Genomic DNA, 19,039 nt, shown 5'->3' on the forward strand with positions numbered 1-19,039 from the left:
TGAATATTTCCATTCACTGGCCTTCTCAACAGGCTTCAGTACACTGACGCTAGTTTTTCTGCTTGAATTGAATCTATGCGTAACGCCTTAATGCAATGGACCTATCATCGACAGGTCTTTCTTCTTGCCATTCCCATGGTGCTTTCGAACATTACCGTGCCGCTGCTTGGACTGGTTGATGCAGCCGTGATCGGCCATTTGAGCCATGCATGGTTTTTGGGTGGGGTGGCGTTGGGCGGCACCATGATCAACGTGACCTTTTGGCTATTGGGCTTTTTGCGTATGGCCACTACAGGGATCGCTGCGCAGCGTTATGGTGCTGAGCAGCCGCACAAATTGGCACTCATTGGCTTGCAGGGCATGATGATGGCGCAATGTTTGGCACTGATTTTACTATTGCTGCATCAGCCCATTGCCTCTTTGATTTTTCATTTCAGCGATGCCAGTGCCGAGGTCAAGCTCTATGCCGAGCAGTATTACGCCATTCGTATCTATGCGGCGCCTGCAGCCTTAGCAAACTTGGTGATCATGGGCTGGCTATTGGGATGCCAGAACGCGCGCGGCCCCATGTGGATGGTGATTGTGGTGAATCTACTCAATATCGCCTTGGATCTGCTGTTTGTGCTTGGATTTGGCTGGCAGGTGCGCGGCGCAGCATTGGCATCTATGGGCGCAGATTACTGTGGTTTGCTGCTGGGCGGGTATTTTGTCTATCGCCAGTGGCATGCGCTCAAGCTGCCAACTTTGGCGACGATTTGGCCGCAGTGGCGCGATAACTGCAGCGCCTTGCTGAAACTCAATCGCGATATTTTCTTGCGCAGCTTATGTTTGCAGGCTGTCTTTAGTTTTGTCGCTTTTCGTGGCGCGGCCATGGGCGACGAAATTGTCGCGGCTAATGCGGTGCTAATGAGCTTTGTGATGCTAGTGTCCTATGGCATGGATGGCTTTGCCTATGCCATGGAGGCTATGGTTGGTAAGGCGGTGGGGCGTCGAAGTCGCGACGATCTGGCGGCATCGCTATGGGTCACTGGATTTTGGGGGGTGATGGTTTCTTTACTGTTAACCGTTGTTTTTGCGCTTGCGGGTTCTTGGATCATCAGCCTAGTCACCAGTATTGAGACGGTACAGCAACAAGCGCAAGCCTATCTGCCATGGCTGGTGGCCGTGCCTCTGGTGTCACTATGGTGTTTTCTTTTTGATGGGGTCTTTGTCGGCGCTACACGCGGAAAGGATATGCGCAATACTATGTTTATCGCCATGGCGAGCTTCTTTGCGGTGTGGTTTAGCTTTGCCTCATTGGGTAATCATGCGCTGTGGGCTGCGGTCTTGGTCTTTTTAGGCATGCGTGGTTTGACCTTAGCGATCTGGTTTAGCTATCTCTGGCGAAAAGAACGCTTTTTACCGGCCTAATCTGAAAGCCTTTTTACGCCATACTTTCTTCGCCATACTTTTTTCGCCATAGGTGGATTGTCGCTGTCTACCTCCGGTGTGGATTTGAGCGATAAACGCTAACGGTTAACCTCAGCGCCTAAATCGATTAGGCGCTAAAAGTTCTGTGCAACCACTTTGATTAGGCATTGGCGTAATCGGAGCGGTGTTTGAGCCAGCGCTCAATGATCGCCTTGGCGTTTTGCGGATAGCGATCATGAAGATAACGGGCCAGACGCTGCACTTCAGGAATCATCTGTTGGTCGCGCAGGATATCGGCGATCTTAAACTCAGCCACGCCAGTTTGCTTGGTGCCCAGTAGTTCACCGGGGCCACGAATCGCCAAATCTTGCTCAGCAATGACAAAGCCATCATTGCTTTGACGCAGTACCGCCAGACGCTTTTGCGCTGTATTGGACAGCGGTGCATGGTAGAGCAGCACACAGTGACTGGCGACGCTGCCGCGACCCACCCGTCCGCGTAGCTGGTGCAGCTGGGCAAGCCCCAAACGTTCAGGGTTCTCAATCACCATCAAGCTGGCATTGGGCACATCGACGCCCACTTCAATCACTGTGGTTGCCACCAAAAGATTGAGCTCACCTGCTTTAAATGACTGCATCACCGCCTGTTTTTCAGCGGCCTTCATTCGGCCATGAACCAACCCAATTTTTAGCTCGGGAAGCAGCGATGAGAGTTGTAGGTGGGTTTCTGCAGCGGCTTGCGCTTCAAGCACCTCGGAATCATCAATCAGGGTGCAAACCCAATAGGCTTGACGCTGCTGCTCCAAGCAGCTGGCACGAACGCGTGCGACGACCTCGTCGCGGCGGGTATTGGGAATCGCTACTGTGGTTACAGGTGTACGCCCCGGTGGTAGCTCATCAATGATTGAGGTGTCGAGATCGGCATAGGCAGTCATCGCCAATGTCCGTGGAATTGGGGTTGCCGTCATGATCAGCTGATGCGGATAGCGGCCTTGCTTGACCCCTTTTTCTCGCAGTTCTAAGCGCTGGTGGACACCAAATCGATGCTGCTCATCAATGATCACCAAGGCTAGGTTGGCAAATTGCACTTGCTCTTGAAAGAGCGCATGGGTGCCGACCACCATGCCCAGCTGGCCGGAGGCGATTTGCGCCAAAGATTGTTCGCGTGCCTTGCCCTTTTGTTTGCCGGCAAGCCAGCCCACTTGAATGCCAAGCGGCTCAAACCACTGTGCAAAATTGATCGCGTGCTGCTCTGCAAGTAGCTCGGTGGGCGCCATTAAGGCCACCTGAAAACCTTGCTCAATGGCATGCAGCGCGGCAATGGCAGCAACCAAGGTTTTTCCTGAGCCCACATCACCTTGCACGAGGCGCATCATCGCCTGTGTTTGATTTAAATCCTGAGCGATCTCTTGGCTCACCCGTTGCTGCGCTTGTGTGGGCGAGAAGGGTAGCTGAGCCAGTAGTGCTGGCACCAACTGTTGGCTGCTTGGTAGCGGCCAAGCTTGGTGTTGATAACCTTGTTGGCGAAGCGCCAGCATGGAAAGATTTTGCGCCAGCAGCTCTTCCATAATCAGTCGGCGTTGCGCGGGGTGTTGGCCGGCTTCAAGTTCGCTTAAAGACACACTTGGTGGTGGGCGATGCAGTAGTTTGAGTGCTTGCACTAGCGTCATTTGCTGATCATATAACCCTTGAGGTAGCAGCTCGGCGACGGCGCTGTGCTCAAGTAACGTTAGCGCTTGATCGGTGAGTTGGCGCAGGGTGAGCTGGCGTAATCCCTCAGTGGTGGGATAAATCGGTGTCAGTGAGGCTTCTAAGTTGGGCTCACTTTGACTGCTGATGATTTTGTAGTCGGGATGAATGATTTCAAATCCCGCCTTGCCGCGTTTCACCTCGCCATAGGCGCGCACTTGTGTACCCGCGCAGAGGCTATTTTGCATCGCTGCATTAAAATTAAAAAAGCGTAGGGTGAGGCTGCCCTGACCATCGCTGATTTTGACTGTGAGCATGCGTCGGCGGCCAAAAATTACATTATTGGCCATCACCTCACCTTCGATAGTCACCGATTGGTTGGGCATGAGATCAGCAAGCGGCCAGATGCGAGTGCGATCTTCATAGCGCAGCGGTAAATGAAACAGCAGATCTTGGACGGTGCCAAGGCCAAGTTTTTCAAGTCGCTCAGCTACCTTTGCGCCCACCCCTTTGAGGCTGGTGAGCGGGACTGCATCTAACAGTTGTGCGCCCATGCGCCACTCCTTTGCAAATTACTTCAGATGATCCTACTGAGTGGCGATGAGGCTGGCAAGATGCTATTTGCTACTTTGCATCGCTTGCCACCAAGCGGCATCGGCAATGATTTCACCTTGCTCATCAAAGCTTGGATAGGGTAGATTTTTACGCTTGGCGACTTTTGCTAGTACTGGATGGCCGCGCTCAAATAGCAAGCGATCAATGGCTTGACGATCGAGCTGAGCTGCTGGTGTCTGGTAAAGACCTGCAAGCTGACGTTGGCGCTGCGCTTCATACAAAATTAAGGCGCTGGCCACGGAGACATTGAGCGACTCCACCATTCCGACCATGGGAATGATGATGTGCTGATCTGCCATGGCGAGGGCTTCATCACTGATCCCTGTTTTCTCTTGACCCACCACAATGGCGGTTGGGCGGGTGTAATCCACCTGACGAAAATCAACGGCGCGATCCGATAGATTGGTGGCGACAATCTGCATGCCTTGGGCTTTGAGTTCGGCAAAAGCGCTGGCGGTATCATGGTGGGTTTGCACATCGACCCAGTTTCGTGCGCCCGCAGAGGTATGGCCAAGGGTGCGCATCTTGCTACCTCTGGGCCAAATGGCATGCACTTGGTGTACACCTACGGCGTCGGCGGTGCGGATCACTGCTGAGATATTTTGCGGTTTGTGCACCTGCTCCAGACACACGGTGAGATCAGGTTGGCGGCAGTCGAGAACTTGCATGATGCGTTGATAGCGCTCTGGCGTCATGGGTTAACCCTTATTTTTGCTGAGGCAGCATTGAGCGTGTGTTCAAGCTGCCTTGAAATCATAGAAAAAAAGCGTCGATAGGACGCTTTTCATAATTGATTGGTGATAAGCCGATTTAGGCGCGTTGACGCGAAACCTTAACCACTTCTGGCATCACACGAATTTTCTTCATAATGCTTGCCAGATGGACGCGGTTTTTGGTGGTCAACTTGACCGTGATGGCATAGATGCGGCCATCTTTCTCTTCGGTCGACAAGCCTTGAATATTTGCACCAGTTTTCGCAATCACGTTGGCCAGATCAGCAAGGACGCCCTGATGGTTCACCATGGTGACCTTGAGTTCGCTGATAAAGTCTTGCTCAAACTCTTCGCCCCATTCCACGGCCATATACTTGTCTGGCTCGTGTTGGTAACCACGAATGTTGGAGCAGGAATCGCGATGCACCACCAAGCCTTTACCTGGGCTCACATGGGCAATAATCGCATCACCCGGTAGTGGGCGACAGCAAGCGGCAAAGGTGAGCTGAATGCCATCCGCGCCGCGAATTGGCAAGGTATTGTTGGCATGGGTAAGCTCATCGGCATTACCCAGTAGGCGTCGAGCAACCACGATACTCATGCGTTCACCAAGACCGATTTGCTGTAGCAGTTGATCCATGGTTTCAAGGCGAAGTTCGCCGAGTACATGGTCAATATTGCCCTGCGGAATCTGGTCAATCTTCATGTCCTCGCCCAAAGCATGGTTGAGGAGACGACGACCCAGCGTGATCGCATCGCTATGACGCATCGACTTGAGCATTTGGCGAATTTTGGTGCGCGCACGTGAGGTCACCACATAGTTGAGCCATGCTGCATTTGGACGCGCGCCAGGTGCGGTGATGATCTCAACGGTTTGACCGTTTTTCAGACGTTTACTCAGCGGGTAAGGCTGGCGATCAACGCGTGCACCGACACAGGCATGGCCGACATCGGTGTGTACTGCGTAGGCAAAATCGACAGCAGTTGCGCCCACAGGAAGCTCAATAATGCGACCTTCAGGGGTGAAGACGAAGAGCTCATCAGGGAATAGGTCTGATTTAACGCTTTCGATAAATTCGTAGGCATTACCCGTGCTCTGTTGCAATTCCAGCAGGCTTTGCATCCAGCGCTGAGCACGTACTTGTGCTGTGGTGGTATCACGGCTGTCACTGCCACTCTTATAGGTCCAGTGAGCGGCCACACCCTTATCTGCCATTTGATCCATATCTTCGGTACGGATCTGCACTTCAACGGGCACCCCGTGAGGGCCGATCATTGAGGTGTGCAGCGATTGGTAGCCATTGGCTTTTGGCACGGCAATATAGTCTTTAAACTTACCAGGACGTGGTTTGTAAAGACCATGCACGCGGCCGAGTGCGCGATAACAGGTATCGACACTATCCACCACAATACGAAAGGCGTAGATATCCATAATCGAATGGAATCGCTGCTCTTTATTACGCATTTTGTGATAGATGGAATAGAGGTTTTTTTCACGACCAAAGACGCGGCCCGGAATTTGCGCTTCTTCCATGCGGCCTTTGAGTTCTTCGTGAATACGGTCAATCATCTCTTTGCGATTGCCGCGAGCCGCTTTTACGACGGCTTTGAGCACTCGATAGCGGTTGGGATACAAGCCTTCAAAACCACGCTCTTCAAGCTCGGTTTTGATGTTGTGGATACCCAAGCGATGGGCTAGTGGTGCGTAAATCTCAAGCGTTTCGCGTGCAATGCGACGGCGCTTATCAGGGCGCAGTGCATTGAGGGTTCGCATGTTGTGGGTGCGGTCAGAAAGCTTAATGAGAATAACGCGAATATCATGAACCATGGCCATGATCATTTTGCGAAAGTTCTCAGCTTGCGCTTCTTTGCGATCGCGGAACTTGAGTTTGTCGAGTTTCGATACGCCATCAACCAACTCAGCCACAGTGTCGCTAAAGCGCTGTGCTAAGTCTTCTTTGGTGACTTCGGTATCTTCAATCACATCATGAAGCAGGGCTGCCATCAGTGTTTCATGGTCGAGTTTCATTTCGGCCAGAATGGTGGAAACTGCAACAGGATGGACAATATAAGGTTCACCCGAAGAACGGAATTGTCCTTCGTGTGCATCGCGAGCGACCAAGTAAGCTTGCCGCAGCTCCTCAAGATGTTGATCACTGAGGTAACTTGCGGCAACGGTCCTTAAGCTTTCAAACAGGTACAACGATTAACCCGTCTTGATAACTTAACGAAGTGGATTGGTGATGGCGCTAACAGCAGCAAGCTCAGCAGCTTCTTGCTCTTGTAGCTCTTGACGCTCGCGCGCATCCAACACGTCTTGGTTGATCAAGCTTTCTTCGATTTCACGCAATGCGATCACAGTTGGTTTGTCATTTTCTTCTGCAACCAACGAATCTTTACCACCCGTTTGCATTTGGCGGGCGCGGCGTGCAGCGACCAAAACCAAATCAAAGCGGTTGCCAATTTTTTCTACTGCGTCTTGTACTGTTACGCGTGCCATGAAGAGCTCCAGTTATATGTGATAAGGCGGAAAATTGTACCGTAAGTGGTGACTACTGTGCCAGTAGTCCCGCAATCATGCTGCTATATTTAGCAGCTTGTTTTACTTGCTTCAATCGCTCAGCGCGAATAATCGCTTTGAAATCGACGATAGCAGCGTCAAAGTCATCATTGACGATAACGTAATCATATTCATCGTAGTGAGAGATCTCACTTTGTGCCTGATCCATGCGTTTGGCAATCACTTCTGCACTATCTTGACCGCGGGTGTTGAGTCGACGTTCAAGCTCCTCTTTTGAAGGAGGCAGAATAAAGATGCTTTTTGCCGCTGGCATTTGCTGACGAATTTGGCGGGCGCCTTGCCAATCGATATCTAAAAAGATGTCGATGCCTTGAGCAAGGTTTTGCTCAATCCAAGGGCGTGATGTGCCGTAGAAATTGCCAAATACTTCGGCATATTCCAAAAAGGAAGACTCATCGATCAGCGCTTTAAATTGATCCACAGTGACAAAGTTGTAATGCACGCCATCGCTTTCGCCGGGACGCGGTGCGCGGGTGGTGTGTGACACCGATACTTTCATCGCGTAGTTGGGATTATTTTCCAATAGCGCGTTGATCAAGCTGGATTTGCCTGCACCGCTGGGCGCAGAAACAATATATAGCGTGCCTTGGCTCATGGGATCACTCACCTGTTGGTTGGATCGTTTTGATCAAATCGATCCAATAAAAAATGGGGGCGGATGATAGCACGGAAAGTGCACGATTTAAATCACTGTGATAGGGCTATTTTGTCGCAGCGAGCGTACAAAATAGTCCTATATCGGAATGCATAAAATTTAGAGGGGCCCGATGAGATTACGGACGCTCTAATGCAAAATGAATAAATTGGCGGCCTTGGTAGGTTAAGGTACCGATATCATCAGCATTGAGCGCGTGATAATAGTGCACGCCGACTTTAAATTCGCGCTCTGGTCCACCTTTGACGGGTTGTACCAACAGCCAAAATTCGCTGTCGTCATCGCCAGGGACTTCAACCGGCACGTCGACCGCCTGTTTTTGTAAAATTCGAACGCGAATTTTACGCTCTGGGGCGTTGAGGCCCAGCATATGTCGGCGATAGATAAAGATGAAAAAAGCGCCGGAGATCGCCAGCAATAAAAGAACCAAGCCAATAAATAGAGCGGGCATAATACATCCTGTGTAGTGAGTGATCGCAAAATAACCAGGGTTAGTGTACTGATTCTACAAATCGCGAGTAGTCACAACTGCAGCGGCACCACAAAATCGTGATCTTGGCGTGAATTTTTTGCGATATTTCATGGCACTGACAGTATTCAGTTCAATTTGTTGTGGTCTTCAGGTTTGATCGAATGCCAATTTGCTATGGTGAAAAGATGGGAAAGGGGAGTTTGTTATGTCTGAAATTGCCATGGTGATTAAACGGAGTCGCCAAATCGAAACACTACTTCGGACCTATTACCACGCTGAAGGTCGTGGTCTGCATAGCCTTATTTCCAGTTGTGAGGAGCGTTTGCCACATCATTTGGTCTCAAAGCTGCGTTTTATAGCCTCGGTGCGCAATAAAGTGGTCCATGATGCCCATTATCGGTTGGACGATAAGGCCGGTTTTATGCGGGCATGCAAGCAGTGCGAGTCTGAGTTAACCCCCCGCAGTCACCGTACTGTACGCCGTTTCGCTTGGCTTATTTTTTGGTTGATGATGGGGCTTGGTGCGCTGTTTTATATGAAGCACTGGCCAAATATCCATTTTTAAAACTTTTTGCCCGAACAAACTAAAAAGCCACGTAATCAACGTGGCTTTTTAGTTTGTCTGAGCGCTGAAGAGCGCAATCATGTAAGAAAACATGATGTTTTAGAAATAGAACATAGGTAAAGCCATGAAGCCGACGATAACCGCAATCATAACAAGTCCTTGTTTTTGTGAGTGTGTAAGCATGACTTTACCTCTTTACTACGAATGACAAACTGATGGTGATTACAATATCATCAGTTTTGATCGCTTTTCAATGGATCCTGAAATTTTTGCCTAAAATTGACACTTTATGTATTTGATAGAAAGCGATTTATGCTTTTCTGCTGGTTTTTGTTTGTTTTTATTAATATAGCTTTTTTATGGAAATTCCATTATTTACATGTGGTTATGCTTTGTTTTTGCTGTGCCATTTGTTTTTTTATCTCTTGCTTGGATATTTTTGTTTAATGGACACAAATAAAAACTTTAATGGAGCGATAATGATTCCAAATCACGGCGAAGAGGTGAATACAAAGGTCGCTATGTCGATTTTGTGCGTTTACGCGATGAATCATAAAAAACGCTTGCAGAACAAATCATAGGATTTTGATTTCAAGAGTCTTAAAGCGCGCTGATTGGCGAAGCAATTGGGTATCTTTATGCTGTCTTTGATTGAGATTTGAAGTGAAATCTTGTTGATCTGCTTGTTTGATATTTATCAGCAAGTTTGCGAGGCGCTCACAAAGCGAAGGGAGAGCGCTGGCCAGTTATTCGTCTGCTTTTTACACTGTGATGAGAGAGAAAAGAGAGAAATAGCTATGATTTTGCATTCTATTGCGGCGATCGTTGCGGTTGGTTATCTCATCATGTTTTACCAGCAGAAGATGCAGATTGCGCATTGGTTGAAACCTGTTCCTGTTGTGATTCTGGCCATCGATGTATTTTTACATGCGGGTGAAAATGCCTTTTATGGTTTGATGATTGTCTGCCTGCTTTGTAGTGCTTTAGCTGATTTTTGGTTGGAAGAAAAAGCGAAGTTTTCTCGCGCTGTTCGGCTTTATCTGTTGGTTCATATTGGCTATGGCATCATTCTTTGGAGCCAACCGAGCGGCGATATGGTGCTTTGGTTACCAGCCATGCTGTTTGCCACAGGCATTATTACCTATTTTGCTGTGTTACCTTTTTTAGGGCGAGATGCTGGCAAGGTTATGATCTATATCTTGCTGTTGATCCAAGTCACCTGGGCAGCTGGACAATGGTATCTCAATGTTGGTTGCGTACCGGCGGCCTTTGCTTATACCGGCACATTACTCTTTTGTTTTTCAGGGGTTGTTTATGTGGTCAATCGCTTTCGTGGCCGCTTTAAAATTGCGCCCGCGCTGACTATGTTGACCTATTACCCTGCGCAAGCCTGCTTAGCGCAAGCGGTGATCCAAGTTTGTTTAAAAACATGAGTGATGGATGGTGCTGGTTTACGCTGGGCACCTCTGTTCTCGAGGTGTATCACAAAACCCACGCCAAATGATAATTAATCCTATTTGCCTGTTGATCTTTGCAAATGATAATGGTTATTATTTACCTGCATTCCGACGGTGACCTTAAAAAAGTGACCATCGTGAAGGCACGACATTGCTCACATTGCTTCCAGTGTACTTCAGCACTGGCTGAGCCAAGCACTTCGGTGATTGGTTATCAACAGCCTTACTTTTGCTGAGCGGCATTCCATTCGAATGCCGCTTTTTCTTTTTTATTTTCAGTGAAAATGATTGTCCACATCACCTGATCCTTTTAGGATCATCGGTGTCTTTTTACTCCGATCGTATCTTTATGATATTTAAGGTTTAATTTTTGTGGTTGTTGATTTTAAAGAAAAAGATCGCAGCTTATCGAATAAATATTAACAAAGTTATCCACAGAAATTGGTGGAAAGCGAAAAATCTTGGTTAACACTTATCGATGGTCATGGCATCCTTGTGCCATTCCTGCGCATCGAACAATAGGTAATGCACTATGGCAACCCTTCCAGATCAGCCGTTAGTCTTAATTGACGGTTCTTCATATTTATATCGTGCCTACCATGCCGCACCCAATTTCACCAATGGACAAGGTGAACCAACGGGCGCTGTGTATGGTGTGGTGAATATGATTCGTAGCCTGCAAAAGCAGGTGAAAACCGACAAGATAGCGGTGATCTTTGACGCCAAAGGGAAAACCTTTCGCGATGAAATTTATGCTGACTACAAGGCCAATCGTCCGCCTATGCCGGATGATTTGCGCTGCCAAGTTGAGCCTTTGCATCGCATTATTCGCGCCATGGGTTTGCCTTTATTGGCCATTGAAGGGGTTGAAGCGGATGATGTGATCGGCACCCTAGCGACCCAAGCTTCAGCACAAGGTCAGGCGGTGTTGATCAGTACAGGCGATAAAGATATGGCTCAGCTGGTTAACGAGCATGTCACTTTGATCAATACCATGACCAATGTGATCATGGATCCGCAAGGGGTGGTGGATAAGTTTGAAATCGGTCCTGAACTGATCATCGACTACCTCGCCTTGATGGGTGATAAAGTGGATAACATTCCCGGTGTGCCTGGTGTTGGTGAGAAAACAGCTAAGGCGTTGCTTCAAGGTTTGGGTGGTTTAGATAGTATCTATGCGCAGTTGGATCAAATCGCGACGCTCAATTTCCGTGGTGCGAGAACCATGGCGAAAAAACTGGAAGAGCATCGCGAAGGGGCTTATCTCTCCTATCTATTGGCGACGATCAAAACAGATGTGGCTTTGCCTCTGAGTTTGGATGAATTGGTGCTTTCGCCAGCCAATAACGCAGAGCTGGTTGAGCTTTATCAACAGCAAAACTTTAAGCGCTGGCTGGATGAGCTGCAAAATGGTGGTGTGGATACGCAAACTATCGCCGCTGAAACCGCAGCAACTGCCACTGTCACTACTGAAACTGTTACTGTGGATTTGCCACCGCTTGATCGCAGCTGTTACGAGACGATTTTAAACCAAGCGGATTTTGAAGCTTGGCTCGAAAAGCTAAAGCAAGCCCCTTATTTTGCCTTTGATACCGAAACCGACGGTTTGGATTATATGAGTGCTAATTTGGTTGGCGTGTCATTTGCCATCGCACCCAATGAAGCCGCTTATGTACCTGTGACACATAGCTATTTAGATGCCCCCGCTCAGCTTGAGCGTGATTGGGTCTTGGCGCAGCTCAAACCATTATTGGAATCCACCGAATATGGCAAAGTGGGTCAAAATCTAAAGTTTGATAGCAATATTTTGCGCCGCTACGACATTGAGCTGCGTGGCATTGTTGGTGATACCATGCTGGCTTCCTATGTACTCAATAGTGTGGCGGGTCGACATGATATGGATAGCCTTGCACTGCGCTATCTCAATCATCAAACCATGAGCTTTGAATCCATTGCTGGTAAAGGCAAAGGCCAGCTCACTTTTGATCAGATCGATCTGGAGCAAGCAAGTCCATACGCGGCCGAAGATGCCGATGTGACTCTGCGCTTGCAGGAAACACTGCTGCCACAAATTGAAACCTCTGAAGCGCTGACTCGCGTGCTCAATGACATTGAGCTGCCTTTGGTGCCCGTGCTGGCACGTATGGAGCATCATGGTGTGCTAATCGATCCGGCGATGCTCAATGCGCAGTCAAAAGTGTTAGCACAGCGCCTACTTGAGCTTGAGGCTGAAGCCCATGAGCTAGCAGGCGAAGCCTTTAACTTGAGTTCACCGAAGCAGCTACAGGCAATTTTGTTTGAGAAAATGCAGCTGCCCGTGATTAAGAAAACACCATCAGGTACGCCATCGACTAATGAAGAGGTATTGCAAGAGTTGGCACTGGATTACCCATTGCCAAAATGTATTTTGCAATATCGCTCTTTGTCGAAGCTTAAATCGACCTATACCGATAAGCTGCCGAAGATGATTCACCCACTGACCCAACGGGTGCATACTTCCTATCATCAAGCGGTGACCGCCACTGGGCGTTTGTCCTCAAGCGATCCAAACTTGCAGAATATTCCGATTCGTAATGAAGAGGGACGTAAGATTCGCCAAGCCTTTATTGCACCGAAAGGTCGTAAAGTTGTGGCCATTGACTACTCGCAAATTGAACTACGAATCATGGCGCATCTATCGCAAGATGAAGGCCTTATTCGTGCCTTTAGTGAAGGTCGTGATATTCACGCCGCTACGGCAGCTGAAGTGTTTGCCATGCCGCTTGAGCAAGTGACCAGCGAACAGCGCCGCCGCGCGAAAGCGATCAACTTTGGTTTGATTTATGGCATGAGCGCTTTTGGTTTGGCCAAGCAATTGGGAATTGGCCGCGGTGAAGCGCAGCAATATATGGATCTCTACTTTGAGCGCTATCCGGGTGTATTGACCTATATGGAAGAGACGCGTCAGCAAGCCAGTGCACAAGGCTATGTTGAGACACTCTTTGGCCGCCGCTTACATCTACCTGATATTCAATCGCGTAATGGCATGCGCCGTAAAGCAGCAGAGCGCGCTGCAATTAATGCGCCGATGCAAGGCACTGCAGCTGACATTATTAAACGTGCGATGATCGCAGTGGATCACTGGATCCAAGCGAATGCGGCAGAGCAAGTCACTATGGTGATGCAAGTACACGATGAATTGGTATTTGAAATTGCTGAAAGTGCAGTTGAAAGTTTGGTGCCTCAATTACAGCAATTGATGGAGCAAGCTGCCCAGTTGGATGTACCTTTGATCGCTGAAGCTGGTACAGGTGATAACTGGGATCAGGCCCATTAATAGATTTATTTGAGTCAAAGCGCAGCATGGGCTGCGCTTTTTTTATACATAAATTCATGAACAGTTTGTGTTTATTTATGTAAGTAAAAAAAAATAACTGAAATGAAATTACACAAATCCCTTTCCAATAGCAGGGATTTACGGTACATTGATCGTGTAGGGTACAGAGGTAAGATGTTCTATCTTTCAGACCTTTTGTTTCACGTTATTGGATTTGGCTGATTCAGCAGCCCCAGCGCAAGCGCTGGGGCTTTTTTTATGCCTATGATTTATAAAGATAAAAATTCGAGTCTTTATTTTAAGACATAGGATCCAACTTGATCTTGCGTGACGCCAATAAAATGTGAAAATAAATGAACAGAATCAAATGGGTGAGAAGACTCCCAAAATTAGAGTAATTACTTTAATTAATTGGGTGCTCTGGTTATAATCAGCGCGCTTCTTGTTCATCAGTGGTTGCGTTGTATGCGTCCACTTGAGAAACGCCGGTTCGTTTACTGCGAGCCGGTTTTTTTATGTCTGAAATTTGAGTGAATCATGTTCTGATGCGGTTCTGCCATGAATTTGTTCTGGATTTGAAGTTCAGGCTGAAAGTTCAGATCGAATTGGTAACTCACTTACAAAAATAGCCGCAGACTGCATTTCGTGAGAGCGATGAAAGGCTGCCGCGCAAAATGATGCATATTTCGCGGTTCTCATTTGCTTCGCATGGCTAAGAAAGTTTGCACAAAGGAATGTGTGGTTTGCAGGCAGGGTGAGGGAAAAGTCGAGAAAGCGCTTGCCTTTCATGGTTTTTTGACTGATTCTGGGAGCAGAACAACGATAATAATCTCTATTTCTCTCCCGTTGCCCCACCAAGCTGGTGGGGACTTATTTTCTTTATACTACCATTCAAATCACGCCGATTATTCAGCGTCAGATGTTTGATCCTGATCTTCAGATAAAGACGCAACATCCATATCAAGTGCGCTATCGAGTACGTTCAATTCTGGATAGTTACGCTCGTCATACCAATGACCAAGCACGCGCTGCACGATATCAACGCCAATGCCCTTTAATGATGAAAACAGTTCAATCTGAACTTCACCACCAAAATCTTTGGCTGCTTCACGCACTTTTAAAAGCGTATTTTTACGTGCGCCACTTTTCAGTTTGTCGGCTTTGGTGAGCAGAGCAAGCACGGGAATATTGCAGTCTACCGCCCAGAAGATGAGGTCTTGGTCGAGATCTTTGAGTGGATGACGAATATCCATCAGCACCACCAAACCTTTGAGACTATGACGTTTTTGTAGGTACTCGCCCAAGGATTTTTGCCACTTTTTCTTCATTTCTAGTGGGACTTGTGCAAAACCATAGCCAGGTAGGTCGATGATGCGTTTGTTTTCGGCAACTTCAAAGACGTTGATGAGCTGCGTGCGACCTGGCGTTTTACTGGTTTTTGCCAGCGATTTTTGGTTGGTCAAACGGTTGAGTGCGCTTGATTTACCTGCGTTTGAGCGGCCAGCAAAAGCCACTTCAATGCCACTGTCTTCCGGCATATCTCGAATGGTTGGAGCACTGGTAATAAAGTGAGTTTTTTGAAAATGAATAATCGGAGTGTCAGCCATGGGGTTCTCTTGCTGTGTCGGCACAGGACAGATATGAAAAAGGGTATACACTGAACATAGTGAATCTTTGCGTGAGTGTATCACGAATCGCATCAGACACGGGAAGCATAAGGATAATGTTGATGATCAAACAAGCAATCATAGGATTATGGATAATCCTCACACCGATGGCCTTCGCTCAGGGTGATCCTGTAGCGGGTAAAGCAAAATCAGCCACTTGCGTTGCCTGCCATGGCGCAGATGGTAATGGCATTGCGCCTAATTATCCGAAAATTGCCGGCCAAAATTACGCCTATTTGGTTAAGCAACTCAAAGCATTTCGTTTGGGCGCGCAAACCCAAGGTGAGCAGGGGCGTTATGAGCCGCAAATGAGTCCCATGGCAGCGCCGCTCAGTGATCAAGATATTGACGATTTAGCCGCTTATTACGCTAGTCTTTCCGCTTCACCTAATACCACACCGAGCAATGTGATTGAGTTGGGGCAAACGCTTTATCGTAGCGGTGATGCCGCACGCGGGATTCCAGCATGTATGGCCTGCCATGGACCGCGAGGCGATGGTTTACGGATGGCCGTTTTCCCCAAATTGTCACAGCAATATGCTGAATATATCCAATCACAGTTGGAAGCCTTTCGCGCAGGTGAGCGTCATGATGATATGAATGGCATGATGCAAGATGTGGCGCGCAACCTCACCGACGAAGAGATTCAAGCGCTGGCCTATTATGTGGGTGGTTTGCATTAACATTGGGCTGAAGGACACTCATTCATCAAGACACGCACCGACTCACTCGGTGCGTGTTGCTTTTTTCTTCGCTCGCTTTCTGCTATGTTGCCGCCAGTTTTTGTGCTGGAGTATTTATGTCGACTTTATCGATGCCGACTTGTCCGCTATGTGCACATGCACCGACTCAGGCCTATCATCAAGATAAACGCCGCCAATATTTCCAATGTCCACAATGTGATTTGGTATTTGCTGATCCCGCTGCGCTTTTGCCACCAGAGCAAGAGCAAGCCGTGTATAATCAGCATGAAAATAACCCCGAAGATTTGGGTTATCGCCGCTTTTTAAATCGTGTTGCAGAACCATTGTTGGCACGCGTTGGCAATGCGCCCAAGCAGGGGCTGGATTTTGGTTCGGGGCCTGGCCCCACGCTTTCGGTGATGTTGGCAGAAGCGGGTCATCAAATGGCGATTTATGATCCCTATTTTGCCGCCGATGAATCAGTATTAAGTCATCAATATGACTTTATTACCTGTACCGAAGCCATTGAACACTTTTACCAGCCAAGCCGTGAGTGGCAATTGCTGCTCTCGATGCTCAAACCCCAAGGTTGGCTTGGGTTGATGACCAAAATGGTCACCTCGCATGCGGGTTTTGTCACTTGGCACTATAAAAATGATCCGACCCATGTCAGCTTCTTTAGTCGTAAGACCTTTGCTTATTTGGCCGAGCGCGACCAGCTGACGCTTGAGTTTGTCGGAAATGACGTGATTCTATTGAGGAAGAAGTAACCATGAGTCGTAAAAAGAAAAGCCGCCGCCCAGGTTCTGAAGGGCCTGCGGTTTACCGCGAAAAATCATCATCAGCGCTCAATCAAGAGGGCCGTTTACGACAAAAACTACGCAAGCGTAAGGGTTTGAAAGCCGGCGCTCGTCACTCTGAAGGCAAAAGCCAAGGGACTGGTATGGCGCAGGGCCAACGTGACCCACGTATTGGTAGCAAAAAAGCGATTCCATTGGTGGTAGCGACTACGGCCCCTGAGCTGAAAAAAGGCGGTGTGGTTGAGCGTCAGCGCATGAGCACCGAAAAAGAACTGCAGATGCTGGAAAATGATGTCCAGCTGAACGCACTGCTTGATCGCCTCGATAACGGTGAGCGTTTGGGCGCGGGCATGCAGGCTTATGTCGATGAAAAACTAGCGCGTATTGAAGTGCTGATGAATGAATTAGGCTTATTGGATGATGAACCTGAAGTCGTTGAAAAGCCAGCCAAAGCCGTGAAAGCAAAACCTGCGAGCGATGATGATTTGCTGTCGCAGTTTGAAGGTCTTGATATGGATCAGTTCAAGTCATGATGACTGGACTGTTTGTGCTCGCCAGCCTCGTTGTGCTGGCGCTTGCCATTTACGCTGGGCGTTTGCTGTATCAGCTGCGCCATCAGCGTTTGTCGCAAACAGCACACATTGCGCGAATGAAACAACAGCGCAATGATACCTTGCTCGGTCATATTCGTGATCTAGCCAAGGCCGGCGAGCAGGATATGGGCGTGGTTTCGGAAGTGGTGATTCGCATTTATCAATTGTGGATTCATTTACAACCTGCGCCACACGGCTTTGCCGAAGCCTATCCTGCTTGTTTTGAACTTTATGAAATTGTTTGTGATATGCCGCGCGGTGAGCAGCGACAAACCTATCGCAAAAAAGAGCGCATGGCTTTTGATCTGCAACGATTAAAAGCGGAAGCGCGTTTAGGTCAAAGGATTGAAGAGGAATTGCTCACCTTAAGTCAGCTTACATATTAGTGAATCGTCACTGCCGCACTGAAATCAAGGAGCGCTGCATGTCAATGTCATCCTTGGTGTGGGATCAGGCCCTGATCGAAAAATATAACTATTCTGGGCCTCGCTACACCTCTTATCCAACCGCGGTCGAATTCCATGAAGGATTTGGCCACGACGAATTTATCAAAGCCTGTCAGGCTGCACCGCAGCGACCGCTCTCGCTTTATGTGCACATCCCTTTCTGCCACACCCTGTGTTACTACTGTGGTTGTAATAAGGTGATCACCCGCCATCAAAATAAAGCAGATATCTACCTTGATTATCTTGAGCGTGAAATTGCCGAGCGGGCGCAATGGGTCGGCCAGCGCCGCGTGACCCAATTGCACTTTGGTGGCGGTACGCCAACCTTTTTGGACGATGCGCAATTTACACGCCTGATGACCATGATTCGTGCGCATTTCACGCTGACGGATGATGCGGAAGTGAGCTTGGAGCTCGACCCGCGTGAATTTGGTGTTGAGCGCTTGGATACGCTGAAACAATTGGGCATCAATCGCTTGAGTATTGGCGTGCAGGATTTTGATAAAGAAGTGCAGCGCGTGGTTAATCGCGTTCAGGATGAAGCGCACATCTGTGCCTTGGTTCATCGCGCACGTGAGCTGGGTTTTGGTTCCCTCAATTTAGACTTGATTTATGGCCTGCCAAAACAGACGCAAGACGGCTTTCAGCACACCTTAGATCAAGTGCTCACGCTGCGTCCTGATCGTCTTTCTGTCTTTAACTACGCGCATATGCCGCAACTATTTGCCGCGCAGCGAAAGTTAAAAGATGAAGATATGCCAGCGCCGAAAACCAAGCTGGCCATGCTTGGCCAAACCATTAGTACCTTGACCCAAGCCGGTTATCAATTTATTGGTATGGACCATTTCGCCTTGCCTGAGGATGAGTTGGCCAAGGCGCAGCGCGCAGGGGAGTTGCACCGAAACTTCCAAGGTTACACCACCCAAGGTGAGTGTGACTTACTGGGCTTTGGTGTCTCTGCCATCTCGATGATGGGTGATAGCTATAGTCAAAATGCCAAAGTATTAAAGGAATACTACGCCGCGCTTGATGCGCAAGGTGAGGCTTTGTGGCGTGGTGTTGAGCTCAATCAAGATGATTTGATTCGCCGTGAGGTGATCAAGACCCTGATCTGTAATTTCCAGCTCAATAAAGCCAATATCGAAGCGCAGTTTGCCATCGATTTCGATACTTACTTTGCGGAAGATATGGCACTACTCAAACCATTTATTGCCGATCAGTTGGTGACATTAAGCGCCGATAAAATTGAAGTATCAGTGCAAGGCCGTTTGTTGATCCGCAATATTTGCATGTGCTTTGACACCTACTTGCGCGATCGCGCACGGCAACAGCAGTTTTCTCGCGTGATTTAATCCTTTCAGCGCTAAACGAAACAGAT

17 protein-coding genes are annotated in these 19,039 nt (G+C 48.4%); 10 read left to right on the plus strand and 7 right to left on the minus strand.

Features of this window, described 5'->3' with window-relative positions:
- The first annotated feature begins 75 nt into the window (after window positions 1-75).
- Entirely contained in the window at window positions 76-1,410 is a 1,335-nt protein-coding gene (gene dinF / locus L9P36_RS00585) for an MATE family efflux transporter DinF (RefSeq protein ID WP_237464117.1), read from the plus strand.
- A 160-nt stretch (window positions 1,411-1,570) separates the two neighbouring features.
- On the opposite strand, the gene recG is transcribed toward dinF, so the two are convergent.
- From recG to L9P36_RS00615, 6 genes are all read right to left on the minus strand, one after another.
- Window positions 1,571-3,652 (minus strand): ATP-dependent DNA helicase RecG, encoded by a 2,082-nt coding sequence (gene recG, locus L9P36_RS00590; protein WP_237464119.1) that lies wholly within the window; start codon window positions 3,650-3,652, stop codon window positions 1,571-1,573.
- A gap of 63 nt (window positions 3,653-3,715) precedes the next feature.
- Window positions 3,716-4,408, minus strand: a complete 693-nt coding sequence (gene trmH / locus L9P36_RS00595) for a tRNA (guanosine(18)-2'-O)-methyltransferase TrmH (RefSeq protein ID WP_237464121.1) — start codon at window positions 4,406-4,408, stop codon at window positions 3,716-3,718.
- A gap of 115 nt (window positions 4,409-4,523) precedes the next feature.
- The gene (gene spoT / locus L9P36_RS00600) at window positions 4,524-6,629 is read right to left on the minus strand and encodes a bifunctional GTP diphosphokinase/guanosine-3',5'-bis pyrophosphate 3'-pyrophosphohydrolase (RefSeq protein WP_237464122.1); all 2,106 of its coding nucleotides are present in this window, start codon (window positions 6,627-6,629) and stop codon (window positions 4,524-4,526) included.
- Between the two features lie 21 nt (window positions 6,630-6,650).
- A complete protein-coding gene (gene rpoZ, locus L9P36_RS00605; RefSeq protein WP_237464123.1) occupies window positions 6,651-6,926 on the minus strand; it encodes a DNA-directed RNA polymerase subunit omega in 276 nt (91 codons plus the stop codon).
- 52 nt (window positions 6,927-6,978) lie between these two features.
- Window positions 6,979-7,602 carry a guanylate kinase gene (gene gmk, locus L9P36_RS00610; protein ID WP_237464125.1) on the minus strand — a complete coding sequence of 208 codons (624 nt, stop codon included), beginning with the start codon at window positions 7,600-7,602 and terminating at the stop codon, window positions 6,979-6,981.
- Between the two features lie 178 nt (window positions 7,603-7,780).
- Window positions 7,781-8,113, minus strand: coding sequence for a DUF2500 domain-containing protein (locus L9P36_RS00615; protein ID WP_237464126.1), 333 nt, complete (start codon window positions 8,111-8,113; stop codon window positions 7,781-7,783).
- A 226-nt stretch (window positions 8,114-8,339) separates the two neighbouring features.
- On the opposite strand from L9P36_RS00615, the gene L9P36_RS00620 reads away from it, so the two are divergent.
- The 4 genes from L9P36_RS00620 to spfP all read left to right on the plus strand — a co-directional run bounded on the left by L9P36_RS00620 (window position 8,340) and on the right by spfP (window position 13,694).
- Window positions 8,340-8,699: a DUF4145 domain-containing protein gene (locus L9P36_RS00620; RefSeq protein WP_237464127.1), complete on the plus strand. Its 360-nt coding sequence runs from the start codon at window positions 8,340-8,342 to the stop codon at window positions 8,697-8,699.
- A 797-nt stretch (window positions 8,700-9,496) separates the two neighbouring features.
- Window positions 9,497-10,132 (plus strand): lysoplasmalogenase family protein, encoded by a 636-nt coding sequence (locus tag L9P36_RS00625; protein WP_237464128.1) that lies wholly within the window; start codon window positions 9,497-9,499, stop codon window positions 10,130-10,132.
- A 556-nt stretch (window positions 10,133-10,688) separates the two neighbouring features.
- Window positions 10,689-13,472 (plus strand): DNA polymerase I, encoded by a 2,784-nt coding sequence (gene polA, locus L9P36_RS00630; RefSeq protein ID WP_237464129.1) that lies wholly within the window; start codon window positions 10,689-10,691, stop codon window positions 13,470-13,472.
- 174 nt (window positions 13,473-13,646) lie between these two features.
- Window positions 13,647-13,694, plus strand: coding sequence for a small protein SpfP (gene spfP / locus L9P36_RS16455; protein WP_438616993.1), 48 nt, complete (start codon window positions 13,647-13,649; stop codon window positions 13,692-13,694).
- A gap of 683 nt (window positions 13,695-14,377) precedes the next feature.
- Here spfP and yihA read toward each other — a convergent pair.
- Entirely contained in the window at window positions 14,378-15,079 is a 702-nt protein-coding gene (gene yihA / locus L9P36_RS00635; protein ID WP_237464131.1) for a ribosome biogenesis GTP-binding protein YihA/YsxC, read from the minus strand.
- Between the two features lie 122 nt (window positions 15,080-15,201).
- Between yihA and L9P36_RS00640 the strand changes: the two genes are divergently transcribed.
- From L9P36_RS00640 to hemN, 5 genes are all read left to right on the plus strand, one after another.
- Complete coding sequence (locus L9P36_RS00640) at window positions 15,202-15,822, plus strand: c-type cytochrome (protein ID WP_237464133.1); 621 nt, start codon at window positions 15,202-15,204, stop codon at window positions 15,820-15,822.
- A 131-nt stretch (window positions 15,823-15,953) separates the two neighbouring features.
- The gene (locus tag L9P36_RS00645; protein WP_237467810.1) at window positions 15,954-16,592 is read left to right on the plus strand and encodes a class I SAM-dependent methyltransferase; all 639 of its coding nucleotides are present in this window, start codon (window positions 15,954-15,956) and stop codon (window positions 16,590-16,592) included.
- A 2-nt stretch (window positions 16,593-16,594) separates the two neighbouring features.
- Window positions 16,595-17,155 carry a Der GTPase-activating protein YihI gene (gene yihI, locus L9P36_RS00650; RefSeq protein WP_237464135.1) on the plus strand — a complete coding sequence of 187 codons (561 nt, stop codon included), beginning with the start codon at window positions 16,595-16,597 and terminating at the stop codon, window positions 17,153-17,155.
- Window positions 17,152-17,601: a DUF2489 domain-containing protein gene (locus L9P36_RS00655; protein WP_237464137.1), complete on the plus strand. Its 450-nt coding sequence runs from the start codon at window positions 17,152-17,154 to the stop codon at window positions 17,599-17,601. The genes yihI and L9P36_RS00655 overlap by 4 nt, the downstream gene beginning before the upstream one ends.
- A 23-nt stretch (window positions 17,602-17,624) precedes the next feature.
- Window positions 17,625-19,013: an oxygen-independent coproporphyrinogen III oxidase gene (gene hemN / locus L9P36_RS00660; protein WP_435532751.1), complete on the plus strand. Its 1,389-nt coding sequence runs from the start codon at window positions 17,625-17,627 to the stop codon at window positions 19,011-19,013.
- Window positions 19,014-19,039 lie beyond the last annotated feature (26 nt).

Origin of the sequence: Vibrio stylophorae (assembly GCF_921293875.1) — a bacterium.
GTDB classification, from domain to species: Bacteria; Pseudomonadota; Gammaproteobacteria; order Enterobacterales; family Vibrionaceae; genus Vibrio_A; species Vibrio_A stylophorae.